Here is a 26,624-nt window from a genome sequence, read left to right as displayed (position 1 = left end):
GGCAAGCAAGGCAAGCAAAGAATATCAAATAAAGGAGCAACATGCGTCTGTTGATCATGGGTCCCCAAGGAGTGGGCAAAGGCACCCAAGCCGCCCTTCTGGCCCAGCATTATGGCATCCCGGCCATCTCCACCGGCGACATCTTCCGCTATAACCTGAAGAACCAGACGGAGCTGGGCAAGCAGGCCCAGGCCTTCATGGACAAGGGCGAGCTGGTCCCCGATCAGTTGACCAACGCCATCGTCAAAGACCGCCTGGCCATGGATGACGCCAAGCAGGGGTGGATCCTCGACGGATACCCCCGCAACGCCGCCCAGGTGGAGGCCTTGGATTCCATCCTGACCGACCTGTGCACCCCCTTGGATCGGGTGGTGGCCTTGCATGCCGACCACGACGTGCTGATGGAGCGCATGACGAAGAGAGCCGAGATCGAAGGCCGGGCCGACGACACTCCGGAAGTCATCGCCAAGCGTTTGGACGTTTACGCCAAGGAGACCGAGCCCCTTCTGGCCATCTACAAGGAACGCGGTCTCCTGCTCAGCGTGGATGGGGTCGGCCGGATTGACGAGATCAGCCGGACGATCATCTCCCAGCTGGACCAGGTCGCCTAAGCTCAGCTGGGCCAGGTCACCTAAACCCTGGTCGGCCATCCGAGCTATGGGAGAGGAACCCCGCATGAGCGCATCATGCGGGGTTTCCCTTTTTGATTTTCTTCCCCCGCCTCCTTTCGGCTCATCCCGCCTCAGCTCTCCTCCGCTTCCCCTTCCCCCCCTCCCTTTCCCCGGTCGGCTCCCTTTTGGTATGCTGTCTTTTACAACTGTGCGAGTGACCGCCCGGGAGACCGTCCGGTGACCCGGTCGTATCAACGATGAAAGGGTGGAAGAGCATGAAGTCTTCCCGTTCCCGTTACGCCTTATCCAAGGCCATCCTGACCACCGTCGTGGTCGCCCTCATCGCCGTCTTTTATCTGATTTTCGCCGCCGTCCAGTCCTCTTCCGAGCAATCCGGGGGCATGGTCTACCAGAACATGGACTATCAGGCCTGGCTGTTGAAGAACGGCGATATCCAGGTGAAGGAGAAGGTGACCATCGACCTGTCGGATCGGGGCCGCGTCTGGAGACAGCTTTTCAGCCATTACACTTTGTCAGCCGATAAGGCCACGGCCATCAGCGATGTATCGGTGTCCGAAATCGTCGACGGCGAAGAGGTCCCTTACCGGCAGGTGGATTACCGGGACACGGAGGCCGACATCATCGACGAGGACCAGTGGAACGAAAAGGCTTCCAACACTTGGTATCTGGTTCCCCTGACCGGGGATGACCCCGACCCGCTCTCCTCCCATGGCCTGGACCCGATCCCTCCCTCCTTGAAAATAGGCGAGTCCAAACAAGTGGAATTGGGCTGGAACATCCCCGTGACCGATTCCGGCACCCGGACTTTCCAGATTTCCCTCACCTTCAAGAACGCCGTCACCGCTTACACCGACGCGAACAAGCTCCTGTGGGAGATCATCGACTCCAGCAACACCGTCCCCGTCAAACACCTGCAAGGCAGGATTTTCTTTCCCTCGGGGACGGATAAATCCTGGGGCTGGTATCATTTCTCCGGACAGTCGACCAGCAGGAGGGGGAAAGACGGTTCCCTGATCTTCACCGCCGAGAACATTCGTCCTTATCAATACTTGGACATCCTTGCCATGTTCCAGACCCCGGGCATGGAAGTGAGCCGGAAAACGACCGACAAGACGGTCTCGACCACAGTCGAATCTGAGCGCAGGGCCTTCGAGCATGATCAAAGCAGGAGACGGGGCGAAGCCATCCGGAACCTGGCCCTGATCATCGTCCCCGCCGTTCTTATCATCCTCTTGAGTGTGGCTTCCATAGTCAACGCCATCCGCGCTTATCGGGCGAACCGGTACAAGCCCACGGGCGAATACGTGCGCGATGTCCCCTTGGACATCCCCGCGACCGAAGCCGCCGCCGTCTATCAGAGCCTGCAGGTCAGCCAGGGGATTCCCACCGATGCCAACGTGGAAAAGAGGCAGATGGCCGCCTTGTTGCTGTCTTTGATCTCCAAAGGGGCCGTCGCCGTCTATCCCGGGTCCCCCGATTATTACCAAGGTCTGGATCCCTTGAACCCGAGCAAAGAGCGGATTGGCAAGGCGATGCTGACCGCTGCCGCCGCTGGTCAGGAAGGATCTTCATCCTCCCTCGACCAGAAATCCGGTTCCTTCCAGATAACCTATGTGGTGGTGCCGGACGAGGAGTGGAAGGGCATGCCGGGCAAGGCGGATTCTTTGAGCGACGAGGAGGAGCTGCTGCGATCCATCTTCCTGGAAGTGAGTCAGGAGATTGGTCCCGCCTTCTCCGGGGATGACCTGAAGTTCCTTCTTCGCGGCGGTACCTTGGCGGCCAAGTCGATCAGACAGTTGAACGCCCTGCTGGAGTCGGACAGCTCCAAACGGCGTCGCTACCTGAGCGATAGGGCCCCCCGGAACCTGACCTGGCCCGTCTCTCTCCTGGCTCTCTCCTCCGTGGTCAGCGCCTTCGCCTTGACGCTCTGGTTCAGCCCCTTCGCCTACTTCCTCGTCCTGGGCTTGGCCGGCATTTTCGTCGCCCGGTTCGCTTGGGCTTATGGCCGGGTTGATGCCGTCCTGCCTGGGGGCGAGAAAATCCTGCACCAGGTGGAAAGGCTCAGCAACTATCTGAGGGATTTCAGCGATTTCACCGACCGAGGAGTGGAGGAGTTGGTCTTGTGGGATGACTACCTGGTTTACGCTGCCGCTTTCGGCATGTCGAAAGAGGTCATGAAGCAATTCCGTCAAGTCCTGCCTTCGCTGGGGAAGGTCACCGCCGCGGATATGGGGGCGGTTTCCACTGGCTGGATTTGGGCTCCCAACTATATGTTCGGCCTGTCCACACCCTCGTTCGGGCCGTCCGATGTGACCGGAGGGGACCAGAGCGGGTTGATGCCAGGAGGGGAGTGGTCCTTCGGAGGCTTCTCCAACGATTTGGCTGGGGCCGGCCTTTCCTCACTGACCGATTTCTCCGATTTCGGGTCCGCTTTCTCCGACAGCCTTTCCTCTTTCGGAGGGACAGTGGCAGACGCGATCAACACCATCAACGCCACCTCCGGAGCGTCAGGCTCCGGCGGCGGAGGAGGGGGAGGGTTCTCCGGTGGTGGCTTCTCCGGCGGCGGAGGCGGCGGCGGCGGCGGTTCCTTCGGGGGCCGTTAGCCAGGGTTGGCGACTGGTTGATTCAGTGTCGGCTGCTTTCGCGCCGGCTGGTCTCTGGCCGATTCCGGCCGGGGGCTCCGGTGCCGGCTTCTAGTCGGCTCAGGACCGTGGCGCGAGATGCCGCTGTTCCGGTAAAATCAGAAGGACGGATATCGCGGATATCGCTTCAAAAAGAAAGGATGAGCAATGAGCGCAGGCTGGATTGTTCTTATCGTCATCATCGTCCTCATCATCGCCCTGCTTGTCTGGGGAGTGGGACAGTACAACGCCTTGGTCGTCTTGCGCAACCGCGTCAAGAACGGCTGGGCCCAGACCGACGTGCAGCTGAAGAAGCGGGCGGACCTGGTCCCCAACCTGGTGGCGACCGTCAAAGGTTACGCCCAGCATGAATCCAGCGTCTTCGAGGAGGTGACCAAGGCCAGGGCAAGCGTCCTCAACTCCTATAACGCTTCCCAGGCCGCGGGCGGGGAAAGCCCCTTCGCCTCTTCTTCGGCCGCCGACGCGCCCAGCGCCGAGCAATTACAGGCCCGGGCTGCGGCGGAAGCCGCCTTCGGCAGGGCTATCGTCAACGTCCTGGCCACGGCTGAGAACTATCCTCAGCTGCAGGCCAACCAGAACTTCCTGGACCTGCAGGCCCAGCTCAAGCAGCTGGAAGACAAGATCGGCTACGCCCGGCAGTTCTACAATGACGTGGTCATGAAATACAACACCCAGCAGGAGGTCTTCCCCAGCAACATCATCGCCGGTCTCTTCCACTTCCAGCAGGCCCAGTCCTTCGAAGTGACGGATCAAGCGGACCGTCAGGCCCCGAAGGTCGATTTCGGCGCCTGATGTCGCCCAGTCCGTTTGGTGTGTTATCATTTGAACTCGGTGTGCCCTCGGCCGGAGGGCATGCAGTTATTCACAACGAGGAAAAAGAGTTATGGCAAAGAATGATGTGATCGAAGTCGAGGGGCGGGTCGTCGAGGCCCTTCCTAACGCTATGTTCCGTGTGGAACTCGAGAACAAGCACATCGTCCTGGCTACCATCTCCGGAAAGATGCGGAAGAACTACATCCGCATTCTTCCCCAGGATCGGGTAGTGCTTGAAATGAGCCCTTACGATTTGACTCGTGGACGTATTACCTACCGCTACAAGTGAACACGAGTAACAAGTACCAGTAATACAGCCAAGTAGAAAAGGAAAGCCATGAAGGTTAGTCCAAGTGTGAAGCGGATCTGCGAGAAATGCCGCGTGATTCGTCGCCACGGCCGCGTCATGGTGATCTGTGAAAACCCGCGTCATAAGCAGCGTCAGGGCTAGCAGACACAGCGGCACAGTAAGGCACTTCATCACAGCGTGAGCTGAACCCTAAGTACGGAGACTTAGGCCACATAAGTGGGCGATGGGGTGCACGATCTCCGTGGAACAAAGGAAATCGCAATGGCACGTCTTGCCGGAGTCGACATCCCCAACGATAAGCGCATTGAAGTGGCTTTGACCTACATCTTCGGTGTAGGCCGCACTCGCGCCAAAGAGACACTCGCAGCGACTGGAATCTCTCCAGATATCCGCGTCAAGGATCTGACTGACGAGCAGCTCATCCAACTGCGTGATTACCTCGAGGGTAATTACAAGATCGAAGGTGACCTGCGTCGTGAAATCGATGCGGACATCCGTCGTAAGGTTCAGATCAACTGCTATCAAGGTATTCGCCATCGCAGGCATCTGCCTGTCCGTGGTCAGCGTACGAAGACCAACGCTCGCACCCGCAAGGGACCGAAGCGCACAGTCGCAGGTAAGAAGAAGGCTTAGGCTCAGAAGAGCTTGAGCGTTCCGGCGGGATTCAGAAGAGTCCGGCCGATCATCGCTAAAGGAAACGAGGGTCAATGGCAGCTACAAAGCAAGCCGCGCGCAAGCCTCGCCGCAAGGACCGCAAGTCGGTCCCCGTCGGCCAAGCGCATATCAAATCAACATTCAACAATACGATCGTCTCCATCACTGATCCGTCCGGTGCCGTCGTGGCATGGGCATCCGGTGGTGATGTAGGTTTCAAGGGCTCACGTAAGTCCACTCCTTACGCCGCGGGCATGGCCGCAGAAGCAGCAGCCCGCAAGGCTCAGGAGCATGGCGTCAAGAAGGTTGACGTCTTCGTCAAGGGACCCGGTTCAGGTCGCGAGACCGCCATCCGTTCCTTGCAGTCTGCCGGTCTCGAAGTCGGTTCCATCACCGACAAGACCCCCCAGGCTTTCAACGGCGTACGCCCCCCTAAGCGTCGTCGCGTCTGAAGCACTAAGACATAAAAAACAGATCCAACCCGCACAGATCGGCATGTGCACAGCCGATCTAGCTGAAAGGATAACAAAGTGCTTATTGCACAGCGTCCGTCACTTACTGAGGAACAAATCAATCCCCAGCGTTCCCGCTTCACCATCGAGCCTCTGGAGCCAGGATTCGGTTACACTTTGGGCAACTCCCTGCGCCGCACCCTGCTGAGTTCGATCCCTGGGGCAGCAGTGACATCAGTGCGTATCTCCGGAGCCCTGCATGAGTTCACCGCTCTGCCAGGCGTGAAGGAAGACGTCGCTGAGATTCTTTTGAACATCAAGGAGCTCGTTCTTACTTCCGAGTATGATGAGCCCGTCGTGATGTATCTGCGCAAGAGCGGCGAGGGTGAGGCGACCGCGGCTGACATCACCCCTCCGGCCGGTGTGGTGGTCGCCAACCCCGACCTGCACATCGCGACTCTTGCCGAAGATGGCGAACTCGAAATCGAATTCACCGTGGAACGTGGACGTGGTTATGTCCCCGCACAGATGAACAAGCAGGAAGGCGATGAAATCGGCCGCATCCCTGTGGACTCCATCTACTCCCCAGTGCTCAAGGTGAGCTACAAGGTCGACCCCACCCGTGTGGAACAGCGTACCGACTTCGATAAGCTCACTGTGGATGTGGAAACCAAGCCTTCCATCTCCCCCCGCGACGCGGTGGCCTCCGCCGGTTCCACTCTGGTCGAGCTCTTCGGGCTCTTCCATGAGCTGAACAACCAGGCCGAAGGCGTGGAGGTGGGCCCGGCCCCCGTGGTCGAAGAGGTCGATCCCCAGATGGAGATCCCCATCGAGGACCTGAACCTGACCCAGCGCTCCTACAATTGCCTGAAGCGCGAGGGAATCCACACCATTGGTGAATTGGTCAAGAGGTCTGAGCAGGACCTGCTTGATATTCGTAATTTTGGCCAGAAGTCCATCGACGAAGTGAAGGAGAAGCTCGACTCCATGGGCCTTTCCTTGAAGCAGTCCCCCTTGGGCCTTGGCCAGATCGATCTTGAAGGTGATAACTTCTTCAGCCCTGAAGACATCTGATGACTGATATTGGATATCAGGTATTGAATACCAGATATCGAATCTTCGGGACTTTGAGAGGCTATCTCAATCCAGATCATAGAACAAACCGAGCGGATGTTCGGGCTGATGCCCACCTGTCTCGGAAAGGAGAATTATGCCACAACCAAAGAAGGGGCCGCGTCTGGCTTCCAGCCCAGCACATGAGCGCCTGATGTTGGCAAATATGGCCACGAGCCTGTTCGAACACGGTCAGATCAAGACCACCTTGCCTAAGGCCAAGCGTCTGCGTCCTTTGGCCGAGCGCCTGATCACCTTCGCCAAGAAGGGTGACCTCGCTTCCCGCCGTCGCGTCCTGCGCGTGGTGCGGAACAAGTCCGTGGTGCACAAGCTGTTCACGGAAATCGCCGAGCAGATGGAGCAGCGTGAAGGCGGTTACACCCGCATCATCAAGATCTCCGCTCGCAAGGGCGATGCTTCCCCCATGGCCATCATCCAGCTGGTGACCGAGCCTGTGTCCGCCAAGAAGGCGACCGTCAAGGAAGCTGAAGCCGCTGTCAAGCAGGCTGAGGCTACCGAGGCTCCTGCTGAGGCAGCCAAGGCTGACAAGGCTGAAGCTGAGAAAGCTGAGAAGCCAGCCAAGGCAGACAAGGCTGAAGCCAAGGAGTCTAAGGCCACTAAGGATAAGGCTGAGAAGGCTGAGTAAACTCGGCAAATCCGGCAATTAATCGCTGATGACAAGCCCGGAGTGCGGTTTTGAACTGTACTCCGGGTTTTTCTTTATCCATTTTGGGGCTGGTTTGGCTTTGAAGGTGTTTTTGGATGTGTTGGAGAGGGATTATTTTTTGGGTGGTGGGATTTTTGGGTGTTGGAGGTGGTTTTTGGGGTGTTTTGGTGGAGTTTGGGTGGTTTGGAGGGGATTTTTGAGGGTGATTTTTGATTGGCGTATACGAAACGAGGATAGAAATTTTGAGCCTTGGAAATAGGGGCTTCTTTTTTCTATCCTCGTTTCGTATACACGTCAAGATATGGATATGAGGTGACTGAGGGTGGCAACTTGCATTTTATGCAGACTTTCTGGTGGCTTCAGAGAAAATATGCAATTAATGGGAAACATTGTCCATCTGCGGGGGTATATTAACTAGTATCGGCGCGATTGATGAGTCAGTATGAGATTGGTATGGGTCAATATGGATTGGGGCATAGCTAATGGACGAAATCCTTGTGGCCCAGGATGTCAGCAAAGAGTTCAAAGGAAAATCCGCGGTCTCCCATGTCACGATCGGGGTCAGGTCCGGAAGGATCATGGGCCTGCTTGGCCCGAACGGGGCGGGTAAAAGCACGACTTTGCGCATGATGTGCGGCCTCATCCAACCGACATCCGGCAGCGTCGACTTCAAAGGCGAGCCTTTGGAGAAGTGGAAAAGCTCCCTCTATACCCACTTGTCGTGCGTCTTGGAGGATTCCTCTCTGACTTATATGTTCCTGACTGGGTGGAACAACCTCGCTTACCAGGGCGCCCTCTACGGCTTCTCCCGCAAAGAGGCTTTCGCGCGGTCGCAGTCTCTCATGGACGCTTTAGCCTTGGCCGAGCACATGGATAAGCCGGTCGGGGACTGGTCCCGGGGGACTCAGCAGAAACTGGCTCTGGTCACGGCCATGTTGCCGCGTCCCCAGGTCCTGATTTTGGATGAGCCGACGTTGGGCCTGGACGTGGTCGCCAAGCGGGATTTCCTGAACGCCATCAAGGAACTTGCTCGGCGAGGGATGGGAATCATCATCTCTTCCCACCAGTCCGAAGTGATTGAGGAGGTGGCCGACGACATCACCCTCATCTCCCACGGTCATATCCAGTGGCAGGGGGTCTATCAGGATTTCATTGATGCTCATAGTCAGCAGATGGGAGCTGCGGAAGGGGTCTCCTACGATTTGGAGAAAATCCTCTTGGCCCTTTTCGATGAACAGGTTGGCGCAGGAGAAGAAGGTGAGGACGACTGATGCGCAAATTCGGTATTCTTTTGCTTGCGGAGATCCGCCGCTATCTTTTCGAGTTGAGGATGTATTGGAGCAATTATGTCTCCGACCTGCTTCTGACCGGGATCCTCATCGCCATGTTCGCCTTGTCCACGGACGCGCGGTCGAACCCGACGGCTTGGCTGGGGTACTTCTTGTGGACCGCCTCATCGACTATGATCACCGAATCCAGTATCTCCATCTCCACGGATAAGCAGGACGGGACTTTCACCCAACTCATGCTCAAGCCGACCTCCCTTTTCCAGCAGGTCATTGTGAAGACTCTGACTTGGAGTTTGATTTCCATCATATTGGATGCGGTTTTCATAGTCGCCTTGTTCGCGATCTTGCGCATCCCCATGGCCCTCAACTGGGCTATCGTTGGCCTCTGCCCGATTATCTTCGCTGGGCTTTTCGGTTTCACCTTGATTTTTGTGGCTTTGACTGTGGTCTATACCCGCACCCAGTCCTACTCCAGCCTTTTCACCTATATCCTCATGCTCGTCTCCGGGGTTGTCGTCCCCCTGAAGGTCTTGCCCACGCCCGTCGTTTGGTTTGGGCGGATTCTCCCCCTGCAATACGGGTTCGAACTCATTGAGAGGGCCTGGACGCATGGAGTCTCGGCGGCTCAATGGTTGACGGTTGCCGGGCAGAGTCTGGCTTATCTGGCTATTGGCTATCTGCTCTTCGCCATCATCCTCCGGCATGGCCGCAAAAACGGGATAAACATGCGGTATTAGCTCGGTGGCGGTTCAGGATTAGCTAGGTCTCAGGCCTCAGGTCTCCAGCTGTAATCCATATGATCGGCTATTTTCAAGGCCGTCTGCCACTATGGGGGTATGCGTTTAAGGATTGATTGCTCCTACGACGGGACAGCCTTTCATGGTTGGGCCCGGCAGCCGGGGCAGAGGACCGTCCAAGGCGAGTTGGAAGCCACCATAGCCAAGGTCCTTCATCTGTGGAAGCCTGATGATGACGGACATCCCATCACATTGGTGGTGGCTGGGCGCACCGACGCCGGGGTCCATGCCAGCGGCCAGGTCTGCCACCTGGACCTGGAGGATGAGGTCTTGTCCGTGGCCATGGGGCATTTGGATCCGGCCACCTATCGCCCTTGGGAGGCGCTCGCTTATCGTTTGCGCCGAATCCTTCCCGCTGATATATCCGTCAGATCGATTTTCCCCTCCCCGGCCGGCTTCGACGCCCGGTTCTCGGCCTCGGACCGGGTCTACGTCTACCGTGTGGCCGATGAATCATCCGCCTATGACCCTCGCCTGCGCGGCTTCGTCCTCAACCTTCCCCGTCGGCTCGACCTGGACCTGATGAATCAGGCCGCCCAAAGCCTGGTCGGTCTTCATGATTTCGGCTCCTTCTCCAGCCCTAATCCCGGTGGCACCACCATCCGCGAAGTGAAATTCGCCCGTTGGGAGCGGGTTCCCACCCATCCTTTGGGATCGTCCTCCTACGCCGGGGGAGCGAGCCTTTCTCCGACTCAGGCCATCGGGGCCGACCCTTCTGCCGCCGGCTCGATCTCCGGCTTTGAATCTTGCTCGGGATCCAACCCTGATTCCCCCTACCGGGTGGACTCGGTCGAATCCGGCTTGCTGATTTTCACCATCATCGCCGATGCCTTCGCCAAGAACATGGTCCGATCCCTGGTCAACGCCTGCCTGCAAGTGGGCATGGGGAAGAAGGGCCTGGACTGGTTCGCCGGCAAGCTGGCTCATCCCGTCCGGGAAGGGGCTAGCGGCCCGGCTCCGGCCTGCGGGCTGACTTTGGAGAAGGTGAATTATCCGGCCGATGATCTGCTGGCAGCCCGGGCGCAGGCGATCAGGGCCAAACGCACCTTGGACTGAAAAAGGGAAGAGGCCGGAGGCGGTTGGAGCGGATTGAGGAGGTCGAAAGGGACGGAGAGGGGACTAGGATGGGGACCGGAAGCGTTCCGCCTTGCGGGACTTGCCCAGGTTGGCCTTCTATGGCATAATGGATTCTTGCTGCCCATCTTCCGTGCTCTGACGGGGAACCGTCAGGGGCCGCGAAGGCGGTGGCTATGGATGATTGTCCGAGCGGTCGAAGGAGCACGACTCGAAATCGTGTGAGGCCAAATACCTCCAAGGGTTCAAATCCCTTATCATCCGCTTGCCGGGAGTGGTGAAACTCTTTTCCACCACTCCCCATGCTTTATCTTATCGGTAGTGATTTAATCAGGTCTTCTCTTATTACAATTCATCGATAAATCGGCTGGGTTCAAACCTATATGCTGGTTTAAGCATAAACACGGTTTCGGGATTATATATATGTGAGGATACTATCAAAACGTGGATGGCGCTCTTTGCTGTTTTGGCGATGAGCGGACGCCGAGTATCAAGAGTAATCGTAATTGGTCCGATCTCGACTTGCCTCAAAGTCGGCCTCATCCATGGATGTCGTCCATAGCTTCCACGATTTATCTACATGGAGGGCGCCACGAGTAAATGCCACAGTCGGCGAAAACCACTTCGCGGCTTCAATGCGTGTCTTCGTCTGAGTCTGATGGGCCTCGTCAAGCGCAGGGATGAGATCGGTATCTCGGGAGGCAAGAATGACGCAATCATAGTCTCCTGATCTGGCTAGGCGCGTGACGGCTAACGCGCACAATACATCCACTCCTTTTTCTTGGGGAGGATATGAAGTATCGATTCTTGATTCCCCGTTGAGCATTCGAGATCGGTATTTCAGAGGTCGATAGGTAATATGTAAATCAAGGTGGTTGAGGCAGGCTTCCCTTTCCCAAGTCGATTTTTGTTTCAGATTTCTGCGATAACCGTCCGGGTCAGCTTCGGCGACTGGAATTCCTCTGAATACTTCAATGCATGCCAGCTGACAATCGGGAAGGGTGAGTCCTTTCTCTGCACGTGAGAACTTGATGTCGTCATTCTTGACTTGGATAAGGCGCTTTGCATACTTCACAGGGTCAATCAGGGCGAAATGTATAGGGTCATTGGGCATGAAAACATCGCGAGCGGTCATATGAACGTTTTGATAGTCAATCACTATCGCGACTTTTTGCAGGTCAGTCATGTTGGCCCCCAGATATAATAAACCCCATCAGTCCCGTAGGACGATGGGGAGCTACGCGTTTATCGTATCACAGTCGAGATACCAACGGGCGTGTCAGCATGTTCCTCTCTAAGGAATGAGCCTGTTTTTCGCCCGAAGCTTGCGGAAAGGCTGCGGTCACGTGCGCGGAAGCGGCCGCGTTCGTCCCCGGGAGAAGGCGGGTCCGGTGACGGGCGGAGCATCGTGTAATATAACGAAGGTGCGGCTCCAGCGAAGGGGCCGCGCAGCCGATTGATTCATCAATCCATAAATACCGCATAAATACAATTCGTAGGGCGAAGTTCATTCGCATAAAGAAGTTCAAAGGAGAACGCATGACAAAAGTAGCTATCGTCACTGGTGGCGCGCAAGGCATCGGTGAAGGCATCTCCCGTCAATTGGCGGAAGATGGGTTCGCCGTCGCCGTCGCCGACATCAACAAGGAACAGGCGGATAAGGTCGCCGCTGAAATCGGAGGCAAAGGGTATTACGTCAACGTGGCTTCCCACGAAGACGTGAAGAAACTCGTGGCCGACGTGGTGGCCGATCACGGGCGCCTGGACGTCATGGTCAACAATGCCGGCATTCGCCGCATCGAGCCTTTCCTGGAGATGACCGATAAGGGCCTTGGACGACATCGTGGACATCAACATCAAAGGCGCCTTCTACGGGACGTATGAGGCCGCCCAGCAGATGGTCAAGCAGGGCACCAAGGGCAAGATCATCAACGCCTCGTCCATCGCCGGGCACGAAGGCTTCGTCCCTCTGGCCGCCTACTCCGCTTCCAAGTTCGCCGTACGCGGCCTGACCCAGACCGCGGCCAAGGAGCTGGCCAAGTACCAGATCACCGTCAACGCCTATTGCCCGGGAATCGTCCTCACCCCCATGTGGGATGAGATCGATCGCCGGCTGGGCGAAATCAACCATGTGCCGGTAGGGGAGTCGTTGAAGGAAACCATGAAAGGCATCGCCCTGGGCCGCGGGGAAACCCCGGCCGACGTGGCCAACCTGGTCTCCTTCCTGGCCTCCGATAAGGCCGATTACATCACCGGCCAAGCCATGATCGTCGACGGCGGCATGCAGTACGTCTAATTCAGCCGGCTGGCCGGCCCCGTCCGGTTGACCTTCTTTCCCGTGAGCGCCCTTGGATTTTCCGGGGGCGCTTTTTTGCTTCATTTCTTTAGGTTTCTTTCATGGCTTTTTTCATCCCCCCCCCTCTTCTGGCCAAGTTGGACCATGTGATGCGGCAGGCTTGGAATGCGGCAGGCTGGGAATACGATCGGCTGGTGATACGGCAGACATGGGGATATGACAGACATGGAGGTTCGGGCTTAGATATTCTTCGGTATGAGGTGGCAGCGCCTTTGGCCGTATGCGAAGACCTTCCTAGGGGATGAATATCAATCTGAATTCTATGATAAGTTGGTAGGGAAGATGAAAACGTCAAGCCGATTTTAGAACGGCAGACAGGGGAGCGGCAATGAAAAGATTGGCCAAGGTCGCCCGATCGATCGTATGGTGCACAGGGCTTGCTTTTCGTACGGCCCCTGTCTCCATGACGGTCACCGTCATCATTCGTATCCTTGTCGCTTTCATTCCCAGCGCGCAAGTCCTCTTGGTGAACCAGCTGACCAGGCTTTGATGAGGCATGACTTCGCCACGTCCTTGGCTTGGGCCATCGTCACCGGAATCATGGTCGCCTCTTCATATGGGTTGAACAGCGTCGGTTTCTCCATGCAAAGGCTTGCTCAGATTCCCATGGCTACCTGGTGCAACGAAGCCGTCAACTCTTATCTGTATCATCAGGAACCGAAAGAATTGGAGAATTCCGATACCGGCGACCAGGCGCGGCAAGCGCGTGATGCCATTGGTTCGGGAAGCTTGACTCTGCAAGCCTTCTCCCTTTTATCTTTGGTTTCCTCCGCGATCGTCTGCATCTCCTTGACGGTGACCATCTGGCGGTCGAGCTGGGTGTCGGCGGTTCTGGTTTTGCTTTCCTTGTTCCCCAGCGTAATTGAATATATGATATTTGCCGATGTGGAGCAGACGCAGTGGCCGAAGATCATGAAAGTGTCCCGTCGGGCCCGCTATTTCGAAGACATATTGCTTATGAAAAGCCAGCGGTGGAGTTGGCCCATGATGATGCTGGAGGATATGTCGCCGGTCTGGCTTCCCAAGGTTACCGTCGGCGGTCGCGGATGTCCCGCCGCCTGGAACTGGTTGATTTATTCTTGGCTTTGGCGGCCACGGCCATGACGGCGGTGCTGATAATTTTCGCTTTGGTCGCCTTGGTCGATGCGCATGCGTCGGTGGCTATGGTCGCCGGCACCGTGGTCGGCGTGCTTTCAGGGATCTCCGCCACCAGCGACGTAGGCTATGAACTGGGGAACATGATACGCGCATCTGTGTCGATCAGCGGCTTCCTGCATATGCTTGATGCTGACTCGGCGGCTTCCTCGCACGCTGGTTCGATGGTTGATCCGGCCGCCCCGGCGAAGGTCGTCGGACTGGATGTGGACGGTCTTTCAGCTTTCTATGACCAAGAAAGGCGCGTGGGCGTCTCAGGGGTGTCCCTACACGCGCGCAAAGGGCAGATCGTGGCTTTTGTCGGACGGAACGGGGCGGGTAAGACGACGACGGTGAAGGCGCTGACCGGTATGCTGGCTTCTGAGCAGGGCACCATCACCCTGACTCTTGAGGGGGAGAAGGGGGCTCCTCAGGGGAGGAATTTGGATTTAGGGAGCATGGATTTCTTCTCTCGCCGACCGTATATGAGCGTCATGGTGCAAGACTATAACCGGTTCGAACTCACCGTCAGACAAACGTGGCTTTGGGGAAGGTTCGGAATCTCGCTTCGCTGGAGGGGGAGGTCTCCGAAATCGAGGACAGCCGGGTCCTGTGGGATGCTTTGGACCAGGTCGGGCAGAAGGAGGTCGTGGAGGGGCTCCCGCAGGGGATCGATACCCAGCTGGGCTCGCAGTGGGGCGGCGTGGACGTTTCCGGCGGGCAATGGCGACGGTTGACCCTTGCCCGGGCGTTGGCGGCTCAAGCTCCGGTCCTGATTCTTGATGAACCGACCAGCAATGTGGACTCCCAGTCCGAAGAGGAGATCTTACGCAATCTGGTGAGGCACAAGCAAGGGCGCATAACGATTTTGGTGACCCATCGGGCCTGGACCTTGAAAAGCGCAGATTTGATTTATGTGTTCGAGGCCGGCCGGATAGTCGATCAAGGCACCTACGAAAGCCTGTGCGAGCATAGCAAGGTTTTCCAGGATCTGTTCGAGTTGCAGATCAAAGCCGGGCGTGGCCCCGACGATGCTGACGCATGCAGTGATGAAGCGGGAATGAAGGGCTTGCCGTCTGTGTGAGTTGGGAGATACGCGAATGCCGATGGCCATGGCCGCCGACCCATGCCACGTTCCTCTTCGGTTTTGCTGCAGGCTTGGGATGTCTCTGCCAGGCGTTAGACTGTTGGAGTTTTGAGTAGTGTCATATAGCGGGCACTCTCCCTGACGCCCGCGATGATGTATATAGCGGCACATCGCCTGCGTTTGCAAGTAGTTTCAAGAACCATACAGTAAACGATAGGAATATCTTTGGCTGCGAAAGAACAAGAAAGCACAATGGCTCCTTACGCCCGCGCTGACGAGCATGACATTGAGCTTCGTAAAGCAAGTGACCGCATCAATTTCGGATCCATTCGTGAGCCTATCTCCGTGCCCGATCTTTTGGGCGTGCAGACGAACAGCTTCGATTGGTTGATCGGCAATGACCGCTGGGCCCAGCGCGTGGCGGAGGATGAGAAGAACGGCGCCTATACCGTGGATCACACCTCCGGTCTGCAGGAGGTCTTCGATGAGATCTCCCCCATCGAGAACTTCGCCCAGACCATGTCCCTGACCTTCTCCGACCCTTATTTCGAGGAGTCCCGCCATACCGTGCAGGAGTGCCGCGATAAGGACCAGACTTACTCCGCCCCTCTGTACGTGAACGCCGAGTTCACCAATTATGACACGGGCGAGATCAAGTCCCAGACCGTCTTCATGGGGGACTTCCCCCTGATGACCAAACATGGCACCTTCATCATCGGCGGCACCGAGCGTGTGATCGTCTCCCAGTTGGTGCGTTCCCCCGGCGTCTATTTCGGCCGCACCTCCGACCGGACGTCCGATAAGGACGTCTACGACGCCAAGATTATCCCCTCCCGCGGAGCCTGGCTGGAGCTGGAAATCGACAAGCGTGACGTCTTGGGCGTCCGCATCGACCGCAAGCGCAAGCAGTCCGCCATCGTCTTCCTGCAAGCCATCGGCATGTCCCGCGAGGAGATCGCCAACGAATTCAAAGACTATCCCCTGGTCATGGAGGCCCTGAACAAGGAGCCTGAAATCAGCCAGGATCAGGCCTTGATCGAGCTCTACCGCCGGATCCGCCCTGGCGACACCGCCACCCCCGAGGCCGGCCGCAACCTGCTTGAGTCCTTCTACTTCAACACCAAGCGTTACGATCTGGCCCGCGTCGGCCGTTACAAGATCAACCGCAAGCTTGGCCTGGACACCGACTACCAGAACCGCAGCCTGACTCGGGAGGACATCCTGTCCACCATGAAGTACCTGGTCACCCTGCACGATGGCAAGACCAGCTTCAAGGGCCAGCGCGACGGCCAGGAAGTGGACCTGCCCGTCGATACCGACGATATCGACAACTTCGGCAACCGGCGCATCCGTCAGGTGGGCGAGCTCATCCAGACCCAGCTGCGCACCGGTCTGTCCCGGATGGAACGTGTGGCCCGTGAACGCATGACCACCCAGGATCCCGAGGCCATCACCCCTCAGTCCCTGCTGAATATCCGCCCGGTGGCGGCCACCATCAAGGAGTTCTTCGGAACCTCCCAGCTCTCGCAGTTCCTGGATCAGAACAACCCGCTGGCCTCCGTGACCAACAAGCGTCGTCTGTCCGCCCTGGGCCCAGGCGGCCTTTCCCGCGACCGCGCTTCCATGGAAGTGCGAGACGTGCACCCCTCCCACTTCGGACGTATGTGCCCGATCGAATCCCCTGAAGGTCCCAACATCGGTCTGATCGGCTGCCTGTCAACCTTCGCCCGCATCAACCCCTTCGGTTTCATCGAGACCCCTTACCGCAAGGTGGTCGAGGACCAGGTGACCAACGACGTGGTCTACATGACCGCCGATCAGGAACACGGTCACGTGATCGCCCAGGCCAACCAGGAGCTGGACGCCGAAGGCCACTTCCTCACCAAGTCCGCCTTGGTCAGGGATGACGAGGCGGAAGCGGAGGATGTACCCGTGGCCGACGTGGATTACATGGATGTCTCTCCCCGCCAGATGGTCTCCATCGGTTCCTCCCTCATCCCCTTCCTGGAGCATGACGAAGGCCACCGAGCCCTGATGGGCGCCAACATGCAGCGTCAGGCCGTCCCCCTGATCCGTTCCGAGCGCCCCTTGGTGGGGACCGGCGGCGAATGGGCCGCGGCCGTCGATTCCGGCGACGTGGTCCTGGCTGAGAAGGATGGCGTGGTCACCTACGTCTCCGCCGACCTGATTCGCACCATGAACGACGACGGCAGCAGCAACTCCTACAAGCTGACTAAGTTCCAGCGTTCCAACCAGATGACCTGCTACAACCAGGTGCCGGTCGTCAAGAAGGGCGAACGGGTGGAAACCGGTTCCGTCCTGGCCGATGGCCCCGCCACCGAGGAGGGCGAGATGGCCTTGGGCAAGAACCTCTTGGTCGCCTTCATGCCTTGGAACGGCTACAACTACGAAGACGCCGTCATCATCTCCCAGCGCCTTGTCCGCGATGACACCCTGAGCTCCATCCATATTGAGGAGTTCGAGATCGACGCCCGCGAGACCAAGCTGGGCGCGGAGGAAATCACCCGCGACCTGCCCAACGTCTCCGATGACGCCGTGGCCAACTTGGACGAAAACGGCATCATCCGCGTCGGCGCGGAAGTGGAAGCCGGTGACATCCTGGTCGGCAAGGTCACTCCGAAGGGCGAGACCGAGCTGACTCCGGAAGAGCGTCTGCTGCGCGCCATCTTCGGGGCCAAGAGTCGCGAAGTGCGCGACACCTCCCTGCGCGTGCCTCATGGCGAGCGTGGCACCGTCATCTCCATCAAGTCCATGACCAAGGAACAGGCCGAGGACGAAGGCGATGAGCTGCCCACCGGCGTCAACCAGGTGATCCGCGTCTACATCGCCCAGCATCGTAAGATCACCCAGGGCGACAAGCTCTCCGGCCGCCACGGTAACAAGGGCGTCATCTCCCGGATCCTGCCGGAAGAAGACATGCCCTTCCTGGCCGACGGCACTCCGATCGACATCATGCTCAACCCCTTGGGAGTGCCTTCCCGTATGAACCTGGGCCAGGTCCTGGAGCTTCATTTGGGCTGGATCGCTCATTCCGGTTGGGACATCAGCATCGACCCCGATCTGGAAGCCGAGTGGAAGAAGCACATCCCCGCCGGAGCCGAAAAGGGCGAGGCGGGCAGCCATGTAGCCACCCCGGTCTTCGACGGCGTGCGGACCGACGCCATGCATGGCCTCCTGCACACCACCCTGCCTGATCGCGACGGCAACTACCTGGTCGGCGACGACGGCAAGGCACAGCTTTTCGACGGCCGTACCGGAGAACCCTTCCCCAAGCCGATTTCCGTGGGCTACATGTATATGCTCAAGCTCCATCACCTGGTGGACGACAAGATCCACGCCCGCTCCACCGGTCCTTACTCCATGATCACCCAGCAGCCTTTGGGCGGTAAAGCCCAGTTCGGTGGTCAGCGATTCGGCGAGATGGAGGTGTGGGCCCTGGAAGCTTACGGCGCCGCCTACACCCTCCACGAGATGATGACCATCAAGTCCGACGACGTGGACGGTCGCGTGCGCGCCTATGGAGCCATCGTCAAAGGCGATAACCTTCCTCCGGCCGGCATCCCTGAGTCATTCAAGGTGCTTTTGAAGGAAATGCAGTCTCTGGCCCTGAACGTGGAAGTGCTCAACGCTGAAGGCCAGGCCATCGATATGAAGGAAGAGGATGACGATCCCCAATCCCAGACCGATGAGCTCGGCTTCAACATCGGGGCCCGCCCCGACGCCTCCATGGCCGCCAACGACACGGTGGAACCGATCGACACCTCTGAAAACGCGAGTTTTTAAGGCCCCGACCGATCCATCAAGCCTGCATGGCATCAAGCCATCATGACCATAAGAAATCGTAAGAAAGAAACTTCAACAGACAGGACATAGAGTGCTGGACGTTAATGCATTTGATACTGTACGTATCGGTCTCGCGAGCGCTGACGACATCCGCAGCTGGAGCCACGGGGAAGTCAAGAAGCCAGAGACCATCAATTACCGAACCTTGAAGCCCGAGAAAGACGGACTTTTCGGCGAGCAGATCTTCGGACCCACCCGCGACTGGGAATGCGCCTGCGGCAAGTACAAGCGCGTGCGCTTCAAGGGCATCGTCTGCGAACGCTGCGGGGTGGAAGTCACCCGTTCCCGCGTGCGCCGCGAACGTATGGGCCACATCGAGCTGGCCGCCCCCGTCACCCATATCTGGTTCTTCAAGGGGACCCCTTCCCGCCTGGGATACCTGCTGGACATCTCCCCCAAGGACCTGGAGAAGGTCATCTACTTCGCCGCTTACATGGTCACTTCCGTGGATGAGAAGCAGCGCCAGGAGGACCTGCCCGACCTGCAGGCCGAGCTGGATTCCAAGATCGAGCGTCTGACCAACCGTCGTGACAACGAGCTTGAGGCCCGGGCCAAGAAGATCGAGGAGGACCTGGCCGCTTTGGAGGCCGACGAGGCCGATCCCAAGGCCAAGGCCAAGCTGCGCGCTTCGGCCGAGCGCGATCTCAAGGCCATCCGCCTGCGTTACGACAACGAAATCGCCCGTTCCCAAGCGGTCTGGGACCGTTTCCAGAGCCTGAAGCCCGGCGACATGGAAGGCGACGTCGACCTCTGGCGCGAGATGAAGGACAGCTACGGCGACTACTTCGAAGGAAGCATGGGAGCCGAGGCCATCAAGAAGCGCCTCCAGGACTTCGATCTGCAGGCCGCCGCCGAGCAGCTGCGCGAGGACGTGGAAAAGGGCAACGGCCAACGCAAGGCCCGGGCCCTCAAGCGCCTCAAGGTCATCATGGCCTTCATCAACACCGGCAAGTCCCCGGCCAACATGGTCCTGGATGTGATCCCCGTGATCCCGCCCGACCTGCGCCCCATGGTCCAGCTGGACGGTGGCCGTTTCGCCACCTCCGACCTGAACGACCTTTACCGCCGCGTGATCAACCGCAACAACCGCCTCAAGCGCCTGATCGAGCTGCACGCCCCGGAGATCATGCTCAACAACGAGAAGCGCATGCTCCAGGAAGCCGTGGACTCCCTCTTCGACAACGGCCGTCGTGGCCGGGCCGTCACCGGGGCCTCCAACCGCCCCCTGAAGAGCCTGTCCGACATGCTCAAGGGCAAGCAGGGCCGCTTCCGCCAGAATCTGCTGGGTAAGCGCGTGGATTACTCCGGCCGTTCCGTCATCGTGGTCGGCCCCAGCCTGCGCATGCACCAGTGCGGTCTGCCCAAGTCCATGGCTTTGGAGCTTTTCAAGCCCTTCGTCATCAAGCGTCTGGTCGAGCAGCAGTACGCGCAGAACATGAAGTCCGCTAAGCGTCTGGTCGATAGGGGGGACTCCGTGGTCTGGGATGTCCTGGAAGAGGTCATCGCCAACCACCCCGTCCTGCTCAACCGAGCCCCCACCCTCCATCGTCTGGGCATCCAGGCCTTCGAGCCCATCCTGGTCGAAGGCAAGGCCATCCATTTGCCTCCTCTGGCCTGCGCCGCTTTCAACGCCGACTTCGATGGCGATCAGATGGCGGTCCATCTGCCTTTGGGAGCCGAGGCCCAGGCCGAAGCCCGCACCCTCATGCTGGGGTCCGACAACATCCTCAAGCCCGCCGACGGCCATGCCGTGACCATGCCTTCGCAGGACATGATCCTCGGTCTCTATTATTTGAGCACTGAGAAGAAGGGGGCCAAGGGCCAGGGCCGGATCTTCAACTCCATGGAAGAGGCCCGCATGGCTTTGGACCTGCACGAGATCGACATGCAGACCCGGATTCTCCTGCGTATGCCTTCCGACTTCGTCCTGCCCAAGGATTGGGAACCGGGCGAAGTGGAAGTCCTGGACCCTCGTCCAGGCGAAGACCCAGTGGTCAAGGAGGAGCGTCTGGCCGACGGCAGCATCCTCTTCTCCACCACTTTCGGCCGCATGCTCTTCAACGAGACCCTGCCCGTGGATTACCCCTTCATCAACGAACAGGTCCCCAAGGGCAAGCTGTCCGGCATCGTCGATGACATCGCCTCCCGCTATCCGACCGAGCAGGTGGCCGCCACCCTGGACGCCTTGAAGGATCTGGGCTTCACCCGCGCCCCCTGGGCCGGCGTGACCATCGCCTTCTCCGACATCGTGGCCCCGGCCGAGCACAAGCAGATCGTGGCCGACTACGAGAAGCAGGCCGACAAGGTGAACGACCAGTACGCCATGGGTCTGCTGACCGAAGAGGAGCGCCGCCAGGAGCTGATCAACCTCTGGACCGAATGCACCGACAAGGTGGCTGACGCCATGCAGGGGAACTTCTACGAGGACAACAACGTGAACATCATGGTTCAGTCCGGAGCCCGTGGAAACTGGATGCAGATCCGTCAGATCGCCGGTATGCGAGGCCTGGTGGCCAACCCCCGAGGCGAGATCATTCCTCGACCGGTCAAGTCCAACTACCGCGACGGCCTGTCCGTGCTTGAGTACTTCATCTCCCAGCACGGGGCCCGCAAAGGTCTGGCCGATACCGCTCTGCGTACCGCAGAGTCCGGTTACCTGACCCGACGTCTGGTGGACGTCTCCCAGGACGTGATCGTCCGAGAAGAGGACTGCGGCACCAAGCACGGCCTCAAGGTCGTGGTGGCCGAGCCCGACGAGAACGGCGACCTGCGGCTGGTCAAGAACGCCGACGGCGGCCCTTACTCCCGTCTGCTGGCCGCCGACGTGGTCGATCCGGCCGACGGCAAGACCGTCCTTTACCGCCGCGATCAGGCCCTGGACATGGATGTGCTGCGCGACCTGGTGGCCCATGGGGTCACCTCCGTGCGCGCCCGTTCCGTCCTCACCTGCGAATCCAAGCGGGGAGTGTGCGCCAAGTGCTATGGCTGGTCCCTGGCCACCAACCGTCTGGTGGACGTGGGCGAGGCCGTCGGCATCGTGGCCGCCCAGTCCATCGGTGAGCCTGGCACCCAGCTGACCCTGCGGTCCTTCCACTCCGGCGGCGTGGCTTCGGCTTCCGATATCACCCAGGGTCTTCCCCGTGTGGCCGAGCTTTTCGAAGCCCGCACCCCCAAGGGCGAGGCTCCCATCAGCGATATCGACGGTACCGTTCATATCGAAGACAGCGACCGCGGCCGTACCATCACCGTTTCCTCCGATGACAGCGACGAAAGCTACGAGTACAAGGTGACCCGCCGCGTGCCCCTCCTGGTCAAGGACGGGGAGCACATCGCCGCCGGGACCGCCCTGATCGAAGGCTCCGTGGATCCCAAGCGCATCCTGGAAGTGCTGGGCCCCCGCGCCGCCCAGGTGTCCATCGTGGACGGCGTTCACGATGTCTACCGTTCCCAGGGCGTGGATATCCATGACAAGCACATCGAGGTGATCGTCCACCAGATGCTGCGCCGCGCCGTGATCACCTCTCCTGGAGACAGCAAGTATCTGGAAGGCGAGCTGGTGGATCGTCAGATCCTGCGCGAGACCAACAAGAGGATCGCCGCTGAAGGCGGGCAGCCGGCCGATGGCCGTCCCGAGCTGATGGGCATCACCAAGGCCTCTTTGGCGACTGAATCCTGGCTGTCCGCGGCCTCCTTCCAGGAGACCACCCGCGTGCTCACCGAAGCCGCCATCCAGCAGAAGGTGGATGACCTCAAGGGCCTCAAGGAGAACGTCATCATCGGTAAGTTCATCCCCGCCGGCACCGGCTTGGCCCGGTATCGCAACGCCAAGGTCGAGCCCGACAAGACCATCCGCGACACCATTTACCCCAGCTTCGGCTTGGGCGAGGAGCCTAAGGAGCTGGAAGTCTCCGACGAGGCGGCCGATGGCGATATCGACTTCAACCAGCTTGATTTCAACCAGCTGCACATCGAGGATGACTTCAACCCTGATGACTTCCTCAATGACTTGGGTGGAATCGACGGGACTCCGAACAATACGGAGTTGCCTGATTTCGGCGACTTGTCTGATTTCGACTCCGACCAGTCCGCCTCCGCTTCCGGCCAGCAGGACGATGCTGACAAGTCTGGGCAGGGTGATGCCGGTCAGGACGGTCAGGATAATCAGGCCGCCTAGCCAATCAGCCGCCTAGTCGGCCAGTCGGTTAGCCGGTTAATCACCTCGCCGATTGGGCCGCTCAACCTGAGTGGCCAGTCTGATTGCTTAGCCTGATTACTCAGCCTGATTGGTGAGGTTGCCGGCTTGATCAAGGCTTTTGTCTGGATCAGGCCGAGGAAAAAATTAAGGGAAGCCAGCGCCTTCAGGGGCGCTGGCTTCCCCCCTATTTATGGGTTTAGGGGATTGATGGTTTTGCGGGTGTTCCCATTTTTCTTCCCTCTATATTTCCTCCCTGATTTCCCATATTTTCATTTCATCATTTTCCATCCCCTTTATTTCCTCTCACAATCCATAATCCCTCCCTTTCTCATTTCATCACCCAATTTCATCACCTCATCCCTCATCCCACCCCATTTCACACCTCAAATCCAGGCCTTACCTCCCCTAGGCGTATACGAAACGAGGTTACAAAAAATCGAGGTTGGAAATGGCGGCCTGTTTTCTGTAACCTCGTTTCGTATACGCCCTCATGATTTTTGGGGATGGGGTAAGACCTCCGACCATCCCATCCTAAATTCATGCCAAGGCCATCCCAAAGTCATCCCATCCAAGGCCATTCCAGCCCAAAGTGAAAAAGGGAGGGGAAACGACTAGGCTGGAAATACCGGAAACAAAAGCCCGTCCATGCAAGGGCGCGGGCACAGGCAGAAAGGCGGACGGTCATGGTTCCTTCGGTCACCCTTAACAACGGAATTTCCATGCCTCAGGAAGGCTTCGGCGTGTTTCAAATTCCCCGGCATGATGAATGCAAGCAAGCCGTGACCGACGCCTTGGAGGTCGGCTACCGTCTGATCGACACCGCCCAGTTCTACCGAAACGAGCGGGCCGTGGGGGAAGCCTTGGAGGAATCCGGCCTGCCCAGGCGGGAGATTTTCCTGACCACCAAGGTCTGGATCAACAATTTCGGGTACGACAAGACCATTGAAAGCGTCAAAAGGTCCTTACGCCTTTTACGGACCGATTACCTGGATCTGGTTCTCATCCACCAGGCGGTGGGCAATTACCTCTGGGCTTACCGGGCGCTCGAGGATTTGTACAAGGACGGCTTGGTCAAGGCCATCGGCGTCTCCAACATGGAGGCCGACCGGCTGATTGACTTGGCCACGAGGGCGAATGTGGTCCCGGCCGTCAACCAGATTGAAAACCACGTCTTCTTCCAGCAGAACGACCTCCTGGCCGTCATGAAGGATCATGGGATCCAGGGGGAGGCCTGGGGGCCTTTCGCCGAGGGGAAGAACGACTTGTTCACCCATCCTCTCTTAACCGAGATCGGGACGGCCTATGACAAGTCGGCCGCCCAGGTGGCCTTGCGTTTCCTGGCGCAGCGGGGGCTGGTGGTCATCCCGAAATCCACCCACCGCGACCGGATGGAGCAGAACCTGGACATCTGGGATTTCGCCCTGTCCGAGGACGACATGGACCGGATTTCCAGCCTGGACACGGGCAAATCCCTCTTCGGCTATGCCAAGATGTTCTCCAACATCCAAAGGCTGGGCCTTTTCACCGCGAAGAAGAAGGACTGAAAGGCGGCCGTCTTCCCCGTAAGGACTCGGAATATTCGGCCGGGCTGGTATCATACTGGAGGTTTGCATCATCCGGCGGATCCGGGACGGTGAATGCTGGAAATATCGTCTGGTAAGTACTAGAGTGGTAGCCAGACCGATGGTGATTCGGATTCTCGTTTAGCACGATGAAAGATAAGCGCAAGCAGCATTGGAGAAAAATGGCATTAGGAACAGTTCCACAGCCTGAAGGTTTGGCGAATCCTCCTATCGATGAGCTGGACAAGCATGCCCAGTCCCGTTACGCTTTGGCCATGTTCGCGGCCAAGCGCGCCCGCCAGATCAACTCGTACTTCACCCAGCTGAATGAGGGACTTCTGCAGAACGTGGGCCCTCTGGTCGAGTACAAGAACCAGGAGAAGCCTTTGACCATCGCCTTCCGCGAGATTAACGAAGGCCTTCTGGAAGAGACCTTGGGAGAGGACGACCTGACCGAAGGCGTGCTCAACTAAGTCGTCAACAAGACCGCGACCGGCCGGGGCCTGGCTTTGGCCCATCATCGAGGGCCCCGTACCTGCCGGGTGCGGGGCCCTTCTGTCTTCAAGATCGCCGGATGCCAAGGTGCCAGCAGGGACCCGGGCGGAAAGATGCCAACAGGAATAAGGATGGATGAGCATGACGAAGAAAAACACGAGACTGATCACGTCAGAGTCAGTGACCGAGGGGCATCCCGACAAGGTGTGCGACCAAATCTCCGACGCCATCCTTGACGAGTTGCTCAAACAGGACCCGGCCTCGCACGTGGCTGTGGAGACCTGCGCCACCACCGGCCAGTTCTTCGTTTTCGGCGAAGTGACCTCGGAAGGCTATGTGAACATCAACAAGGTGGTGCGCGACACCCTCAAGAGGATCGGCTATACGTCGTCGGAAGTGGGACTGGATGCGGATTCCACCGGGGTCATGGTCTCCATCGACGAGCAGAGCCCGGAGATCAACGCGGGGGTCAGCCGCGCGGCCACGACCAAGGAGGAGCATTACGCCTCCCAAGGGGCTGGCGACCAAGGAATCATGTTCGGGTATGCCTGCGACGAGACCAAGGTCTTCATGCCTTTGCCCATCGAGCTGGCCCATCGGCTGGCCGAGCGCTTGGCTTGGGTGCGTAAGAACGGGGTAGTCCCTCATCTGCGGCCCGATGGTAAGACCCAGGTGACGGTGGAATACGGGGACGACGGCCGGCCGATCCGCATCGACACCATCCTCATCTCCACCCAGCACGACCCTGGCATTTCCCAATCCCTGCTCCGCGACCAGCTGCGCGAGAACGTGGTCGATCCCGTCCTCGCCCAGGTCCTGGGCCAGGAGGGAGGGGACAGCCCGGAAACCCGTCTGGATATGGTGGACCATGATTCCTACCGTTTCCTGGTCAATCCCACCGGGTCCTTCGTTCTTGGAGGGCCGGCCGCGGACGCCGGTTTGACCGGGCGCAAGATCATCGTCGACACCTATGGCGGCCTCGGCCATCACGGGGGCGGCGCCTTCTCCGGCAAAGACCCTTCCAAGGTGGACCGGTCCGCCGCCTACGCCGCCCGCTGGGTGGCCAAGAACCTGGTGGCCGCCGGCTTCGCCCATAAGGTGGAAGTCCAGATCGCCTATGCCATCGGGGTGGCCGAGCCCGTCTCCATCAATGTGGACACCTTCGGCACCCTCGCCTTCGCCGCCCGCCAGGCCGGAGTCACGGACGCCGCCCTGGCCCAGGCCGTGGAAGCCGTCTTCGACCTGCGCCCGGCTGCCATCATCGACCAGCTGGACCTTTTGCGGCCCATTTACAGCAAGACGGCCGCTTATGGGCATTTCGGCCGCAGCGATCAGAACTTCACCTGGGAGGAGACAAACCGGGTGGAGGAGCTGCGCTCCGCCGTCCATGACTTGATCGCCGGATGATATGCGCTTGCCCCTCCTAGGGCGGCCGCGGCGGCTTTCTTCGCCTTCATACCCGTGCCGCCGCCTTCTCGAGGGCGATTG

20 protein-coding genes, 1 tRNA gene and 2 pseudogenes are annotated in these 26,624 nt (G+C 58.8%); 22 read left to right on the top strand and 1 reads right to left on the bottom strand.

Translation table 11 applies throughout. From position 1 onward, the window contains the following. Window positions 1–41: 41 nt before the first annotated feature. From PSDT_RS06690 to PSDT_RS06630, 13 genes are all read left to right on the top strand, one after another. Window positions 42–611, top strand: coding sequence for an adenylate kinase (locus PSDT_RS06690; protein ID WP_006288687.1), 570 nt, complete (start codon window positions 42–44; stop codon window positions 609–611). A gap of 275 nt (window positions 612–886) precedes the next feature. Next, window positions 887–3,235 carry a DUF2207 domain-containing protein gene (locus PSDT_RS06685; RefSeq protein ID WP_006288691.1) on the top strand — a complete coding sequence of 783 codons (2,349 nt, stop codon included), beginning with the start codon at window positions 887–889 and terminating at the stop codon, window positions 3,233–3,235. 186 nt (window positions 3,236–3,421) lie between these two features. After that, window positions 3,422–4,066 carry a LemA family protein gene (locus tag PSDT_RS06680; protein WP_006288693.1) on the top strand — a complete coding sequence of 215 codons (645 nt, stop codon included), beginning with the start codon at window positions 3,422–3,424 and terminating at the stop codon, window positions 4,064–4,066. A 91-nt stretch (window positions 4,067–4,157) separates the two neighbouring features. Beyond that, a complete protein-coding gene (gene infA / locus PSDT_RS06675) occupies window positions 4,158–4,376 on the top strand; it encodes a translation initiation factor IF-1 (RefSeq protein WP_006288694.1) in 219 nt (72 codons plus the stop codon). Window positions 4,377–4,424: 48 nt separating this feature from the next. Continuing rightward, complete coding sequence (gene rpmJ, locus PSDT_RS08145; RefSeq protein WP_006291230.1) at window positions 4,425–4,538, top strand: 50S ribosomal protein L36; 114 nt, start codon at window positions 4,425–4,427, stop codon at window positions 4,536–4,538. 120 nt (window positions 4,539–4,658) lie between these two features. Next, on the top strand, window positions 4,659–5,030 hold the full coding sequence (gene rpsM, locus PSDT_RS06670) for a 30S ribosomal protein S13 (RefSeq protein WP_006290123.1): 372 nt from the start codon (window positions 4,659–4,661) through the stop codon (window positions 5,028–5,030). 74 nt (window positions 5,031–5,104) lie between these two features. Further along, on the top strand, window positions 5,105–5,503 hold the full coding sequence (gene rpsK / locus PSDT_RS06665; protein WP_006288696.1) for a 30S ribosomal protein S11: 399 nt from the start codon (window positions 5,105–5,107) through the stop codon (window positions 5,501–5,503). A gap of 78 nt (window positions 5,504–5,581) precedes the next feature. Then, entirely contained in the window at window positions 5,582–6,577 is a 996-nt protein-coding gene (locus tag PSDT_RS06660) for a DNA-directed RNA polymerase subunit alpha (protein ID WP_006288698.1), read from the top strand. 136 nt (window positions 6,578–6,713) lie between these two features. Next, entirely contained in the window at window positions 6,714–7,262 is a 549-nt protein-coding gene (gene rplQ / locus PSDT_RS06655) for a 50S ribosomal protein L17 (protein WP_006290124.1), read from the top strand. Between the two features lie 503 nt (window positions 7,263–7,765). Then, complete coding sequence (locus PSDT_RS06645) at window positions 7,766–8,554, top strand: ABC transporter ATP-binding protein (RefSeq protein ID WP_006288701.1); 789 nt, start codon at window positions 7,766–7,768, stop codon at window positions 8,552–8,554. Further along, entirely contained in the window at window positions 8,554–9,309 is a 756-nt protein-coding gene (locus PSDT_RS06640; RefSeq protein ID WP_006288703.1) for an ABC transporter permease, read from the top strand. Before PSDT_RS06645 ends, PSDT_RS06640 begins: the two co-directional genes overlap by 1 nt. Before the next feature lie 99 nt (window positions 9,310–9,408). After that, window positions 9,409–10,425 (top strand): tRNA pseudouridine synthase A, encoded by a 1,017-nt coding sequence (locus tag PSDT_RS06635; RefSeq protein WP_006288705.1) that lies wholly within the window; start codon window positions 9,409–9,411, stop codon window positions 10,423–10,425. Between the two features lie 196 nt (window positions 10,426–10,621). Beyond that, window positions 10,622–10,707 (top strand) — tRNA-Ser (locus tag PSDT_RS06630). Between the two features lie 226 nt (window positions 10,708–10,933). Here PSDT_RS06630 and PSDT_RS06625 read toward each other — a convergent pair. Then, window positions 10,934–11,629: a PIN domain-containing protein gene (locus PSDT_RS06625; RefSeq protein WP_006288706.1), complete on the bottom strand. Its 696-nt coding sequence runs from the start codon at window positions 11,627–11,629 to the stop codon at window positions 10,934–10,936. A 353-nt stretch (window positions 11,630–11,982) separates the two neighbouring features. Here PSDT_RS06625 and PSDT_RS08745 point away from each other — a divergent pair. The 9 genes and pseudogenes from PSDT_RS08745 to metK all read left to right on the top strand — a co-directional run bounded on the left by PSDT_RS08745 (window position 11,983) and on the right by metK (window position 26,543). Further along, a pseudogene (locus PSDT_RS08745) lies at window positions 11,983–12,739 on the top strand (acetoin reductase). 549 nt (window positions 12,740–13,288) lie between these two features. Next, the gene (locus tag PSDT_RS06615) at window positions 13,289–13,903 is read left to right on the top strand and encodes a hypothetical protein (RefSeq protein WP_006288707.1); all 615 of its coding nucleotides are present in this window, start codon (window positions 13,289–13,291) and stop codon (window positions 13,901–13,903) included. Beyond that, a pseudogene (locus tag PSDT_RS08740) lies at window positions 13,846–14,328 on the top strand (ATP-binding cassette domain-containing protein); the annotation flags it as partial. The gene PSDT_RS06615 and the pseudogene PSDT_RS08740, both read left to right, overlap by 58 nt. 149 nt (window positions 14,329–14,477) lie before the next feature. Then, window positions 14,478–15,017: an ATP-binding cassette domain-containing protein gene (locus PSDT_RS06605; RefSeq protein ID WP_143828278.1), complete on the top strand. Its 540-nt coding sequence runs from the start codon at window positions 14,478–14,480 to the stop codon at window positions 15,015–15,017. Window positions 15,018–15,272: 255 nt separating this feature from the next. Next, on the top strand, window positions 15,273–18,824 hold the full coding sequence (gene rpoB / locus PSDT_RS06600) for a DNA-directed RNA polymerase subunit beta (RefSeq protein WP_169309818.1): 3,552 nt from the start codon (window positions 15,273–15,275) through the stop codon (window positions 18,822–18,824). Between the two features lie 91 nt (window positions 18,825–18,915). Further along, window positions 18,916–23,058: a DNA-directed RNA polymerase subunit beta' gene (locus tag PSDT_RS06595; RefSeq protein WP_006288709.1), complete on the top strand. Its 4,143-nt coding sequence runs from the start codon at window positions 18,916–18,918 to the stop codon at window positions 23,056–23,058. Between the two features lie 704 nt (window positions 23,059–23,762). Further along, window positions 23,763–24,623 (top strand): aldo/keto reductase, encoded by an 861-nt coding sequence (locus tag PSDT_RS06590; RefSeq protein WP_006288710.1) that lies wholly within the window; start codon window positions 23,763–23,765, stop codon window positions 24,621–24,623. 200 nt (window positions 24,624–24,823) lie between these two features. Beyond that, window positions 24,824–25,114, top strand: a complete 291-nt coding sequence (rpoZ, locus tag PSDT_RS06585) for a DNA-directed RNA polymerase subunit omega (RefSeq protein WP_006288711.1) — start codon at window positions 24,824–24,826, stop codon at window positions 25,112–25,114. A gap of 157 nt (window positions 25,115–25,271) precedes the next feature. Beyond that, window positions 25,272–26,543 (top strand): methionine adenosyltransferase, encoded by a 1,272-nt coding sequence (metK, locus tag PSDT_RS06580; RefSeq protein WP_006290133.1) that lies wholly within the window; start codon window positions 25,272–25,274, stop codon window positions 26,541–26,543. Window positions 26,544–26,624 lie beyond the last annotated feature (81 nt).

The sequence above is a fragment of the Parascardovia denticolens DSM 10105 = JCM 12538 genome (genome assembly GCF_001042675.1).
Classification (GTDB): Bacteria; Actinomycetota; Actinomycetes; order Actinomycetales; family Bifidobacteriaceae; genus Scardovia; species Scardovia denticolens.
The sequence above is the reverse complement of the archived record's forward strand: the minus strand, read 5'-3'. Positions and strand labels throughout refer to the sequence as shown.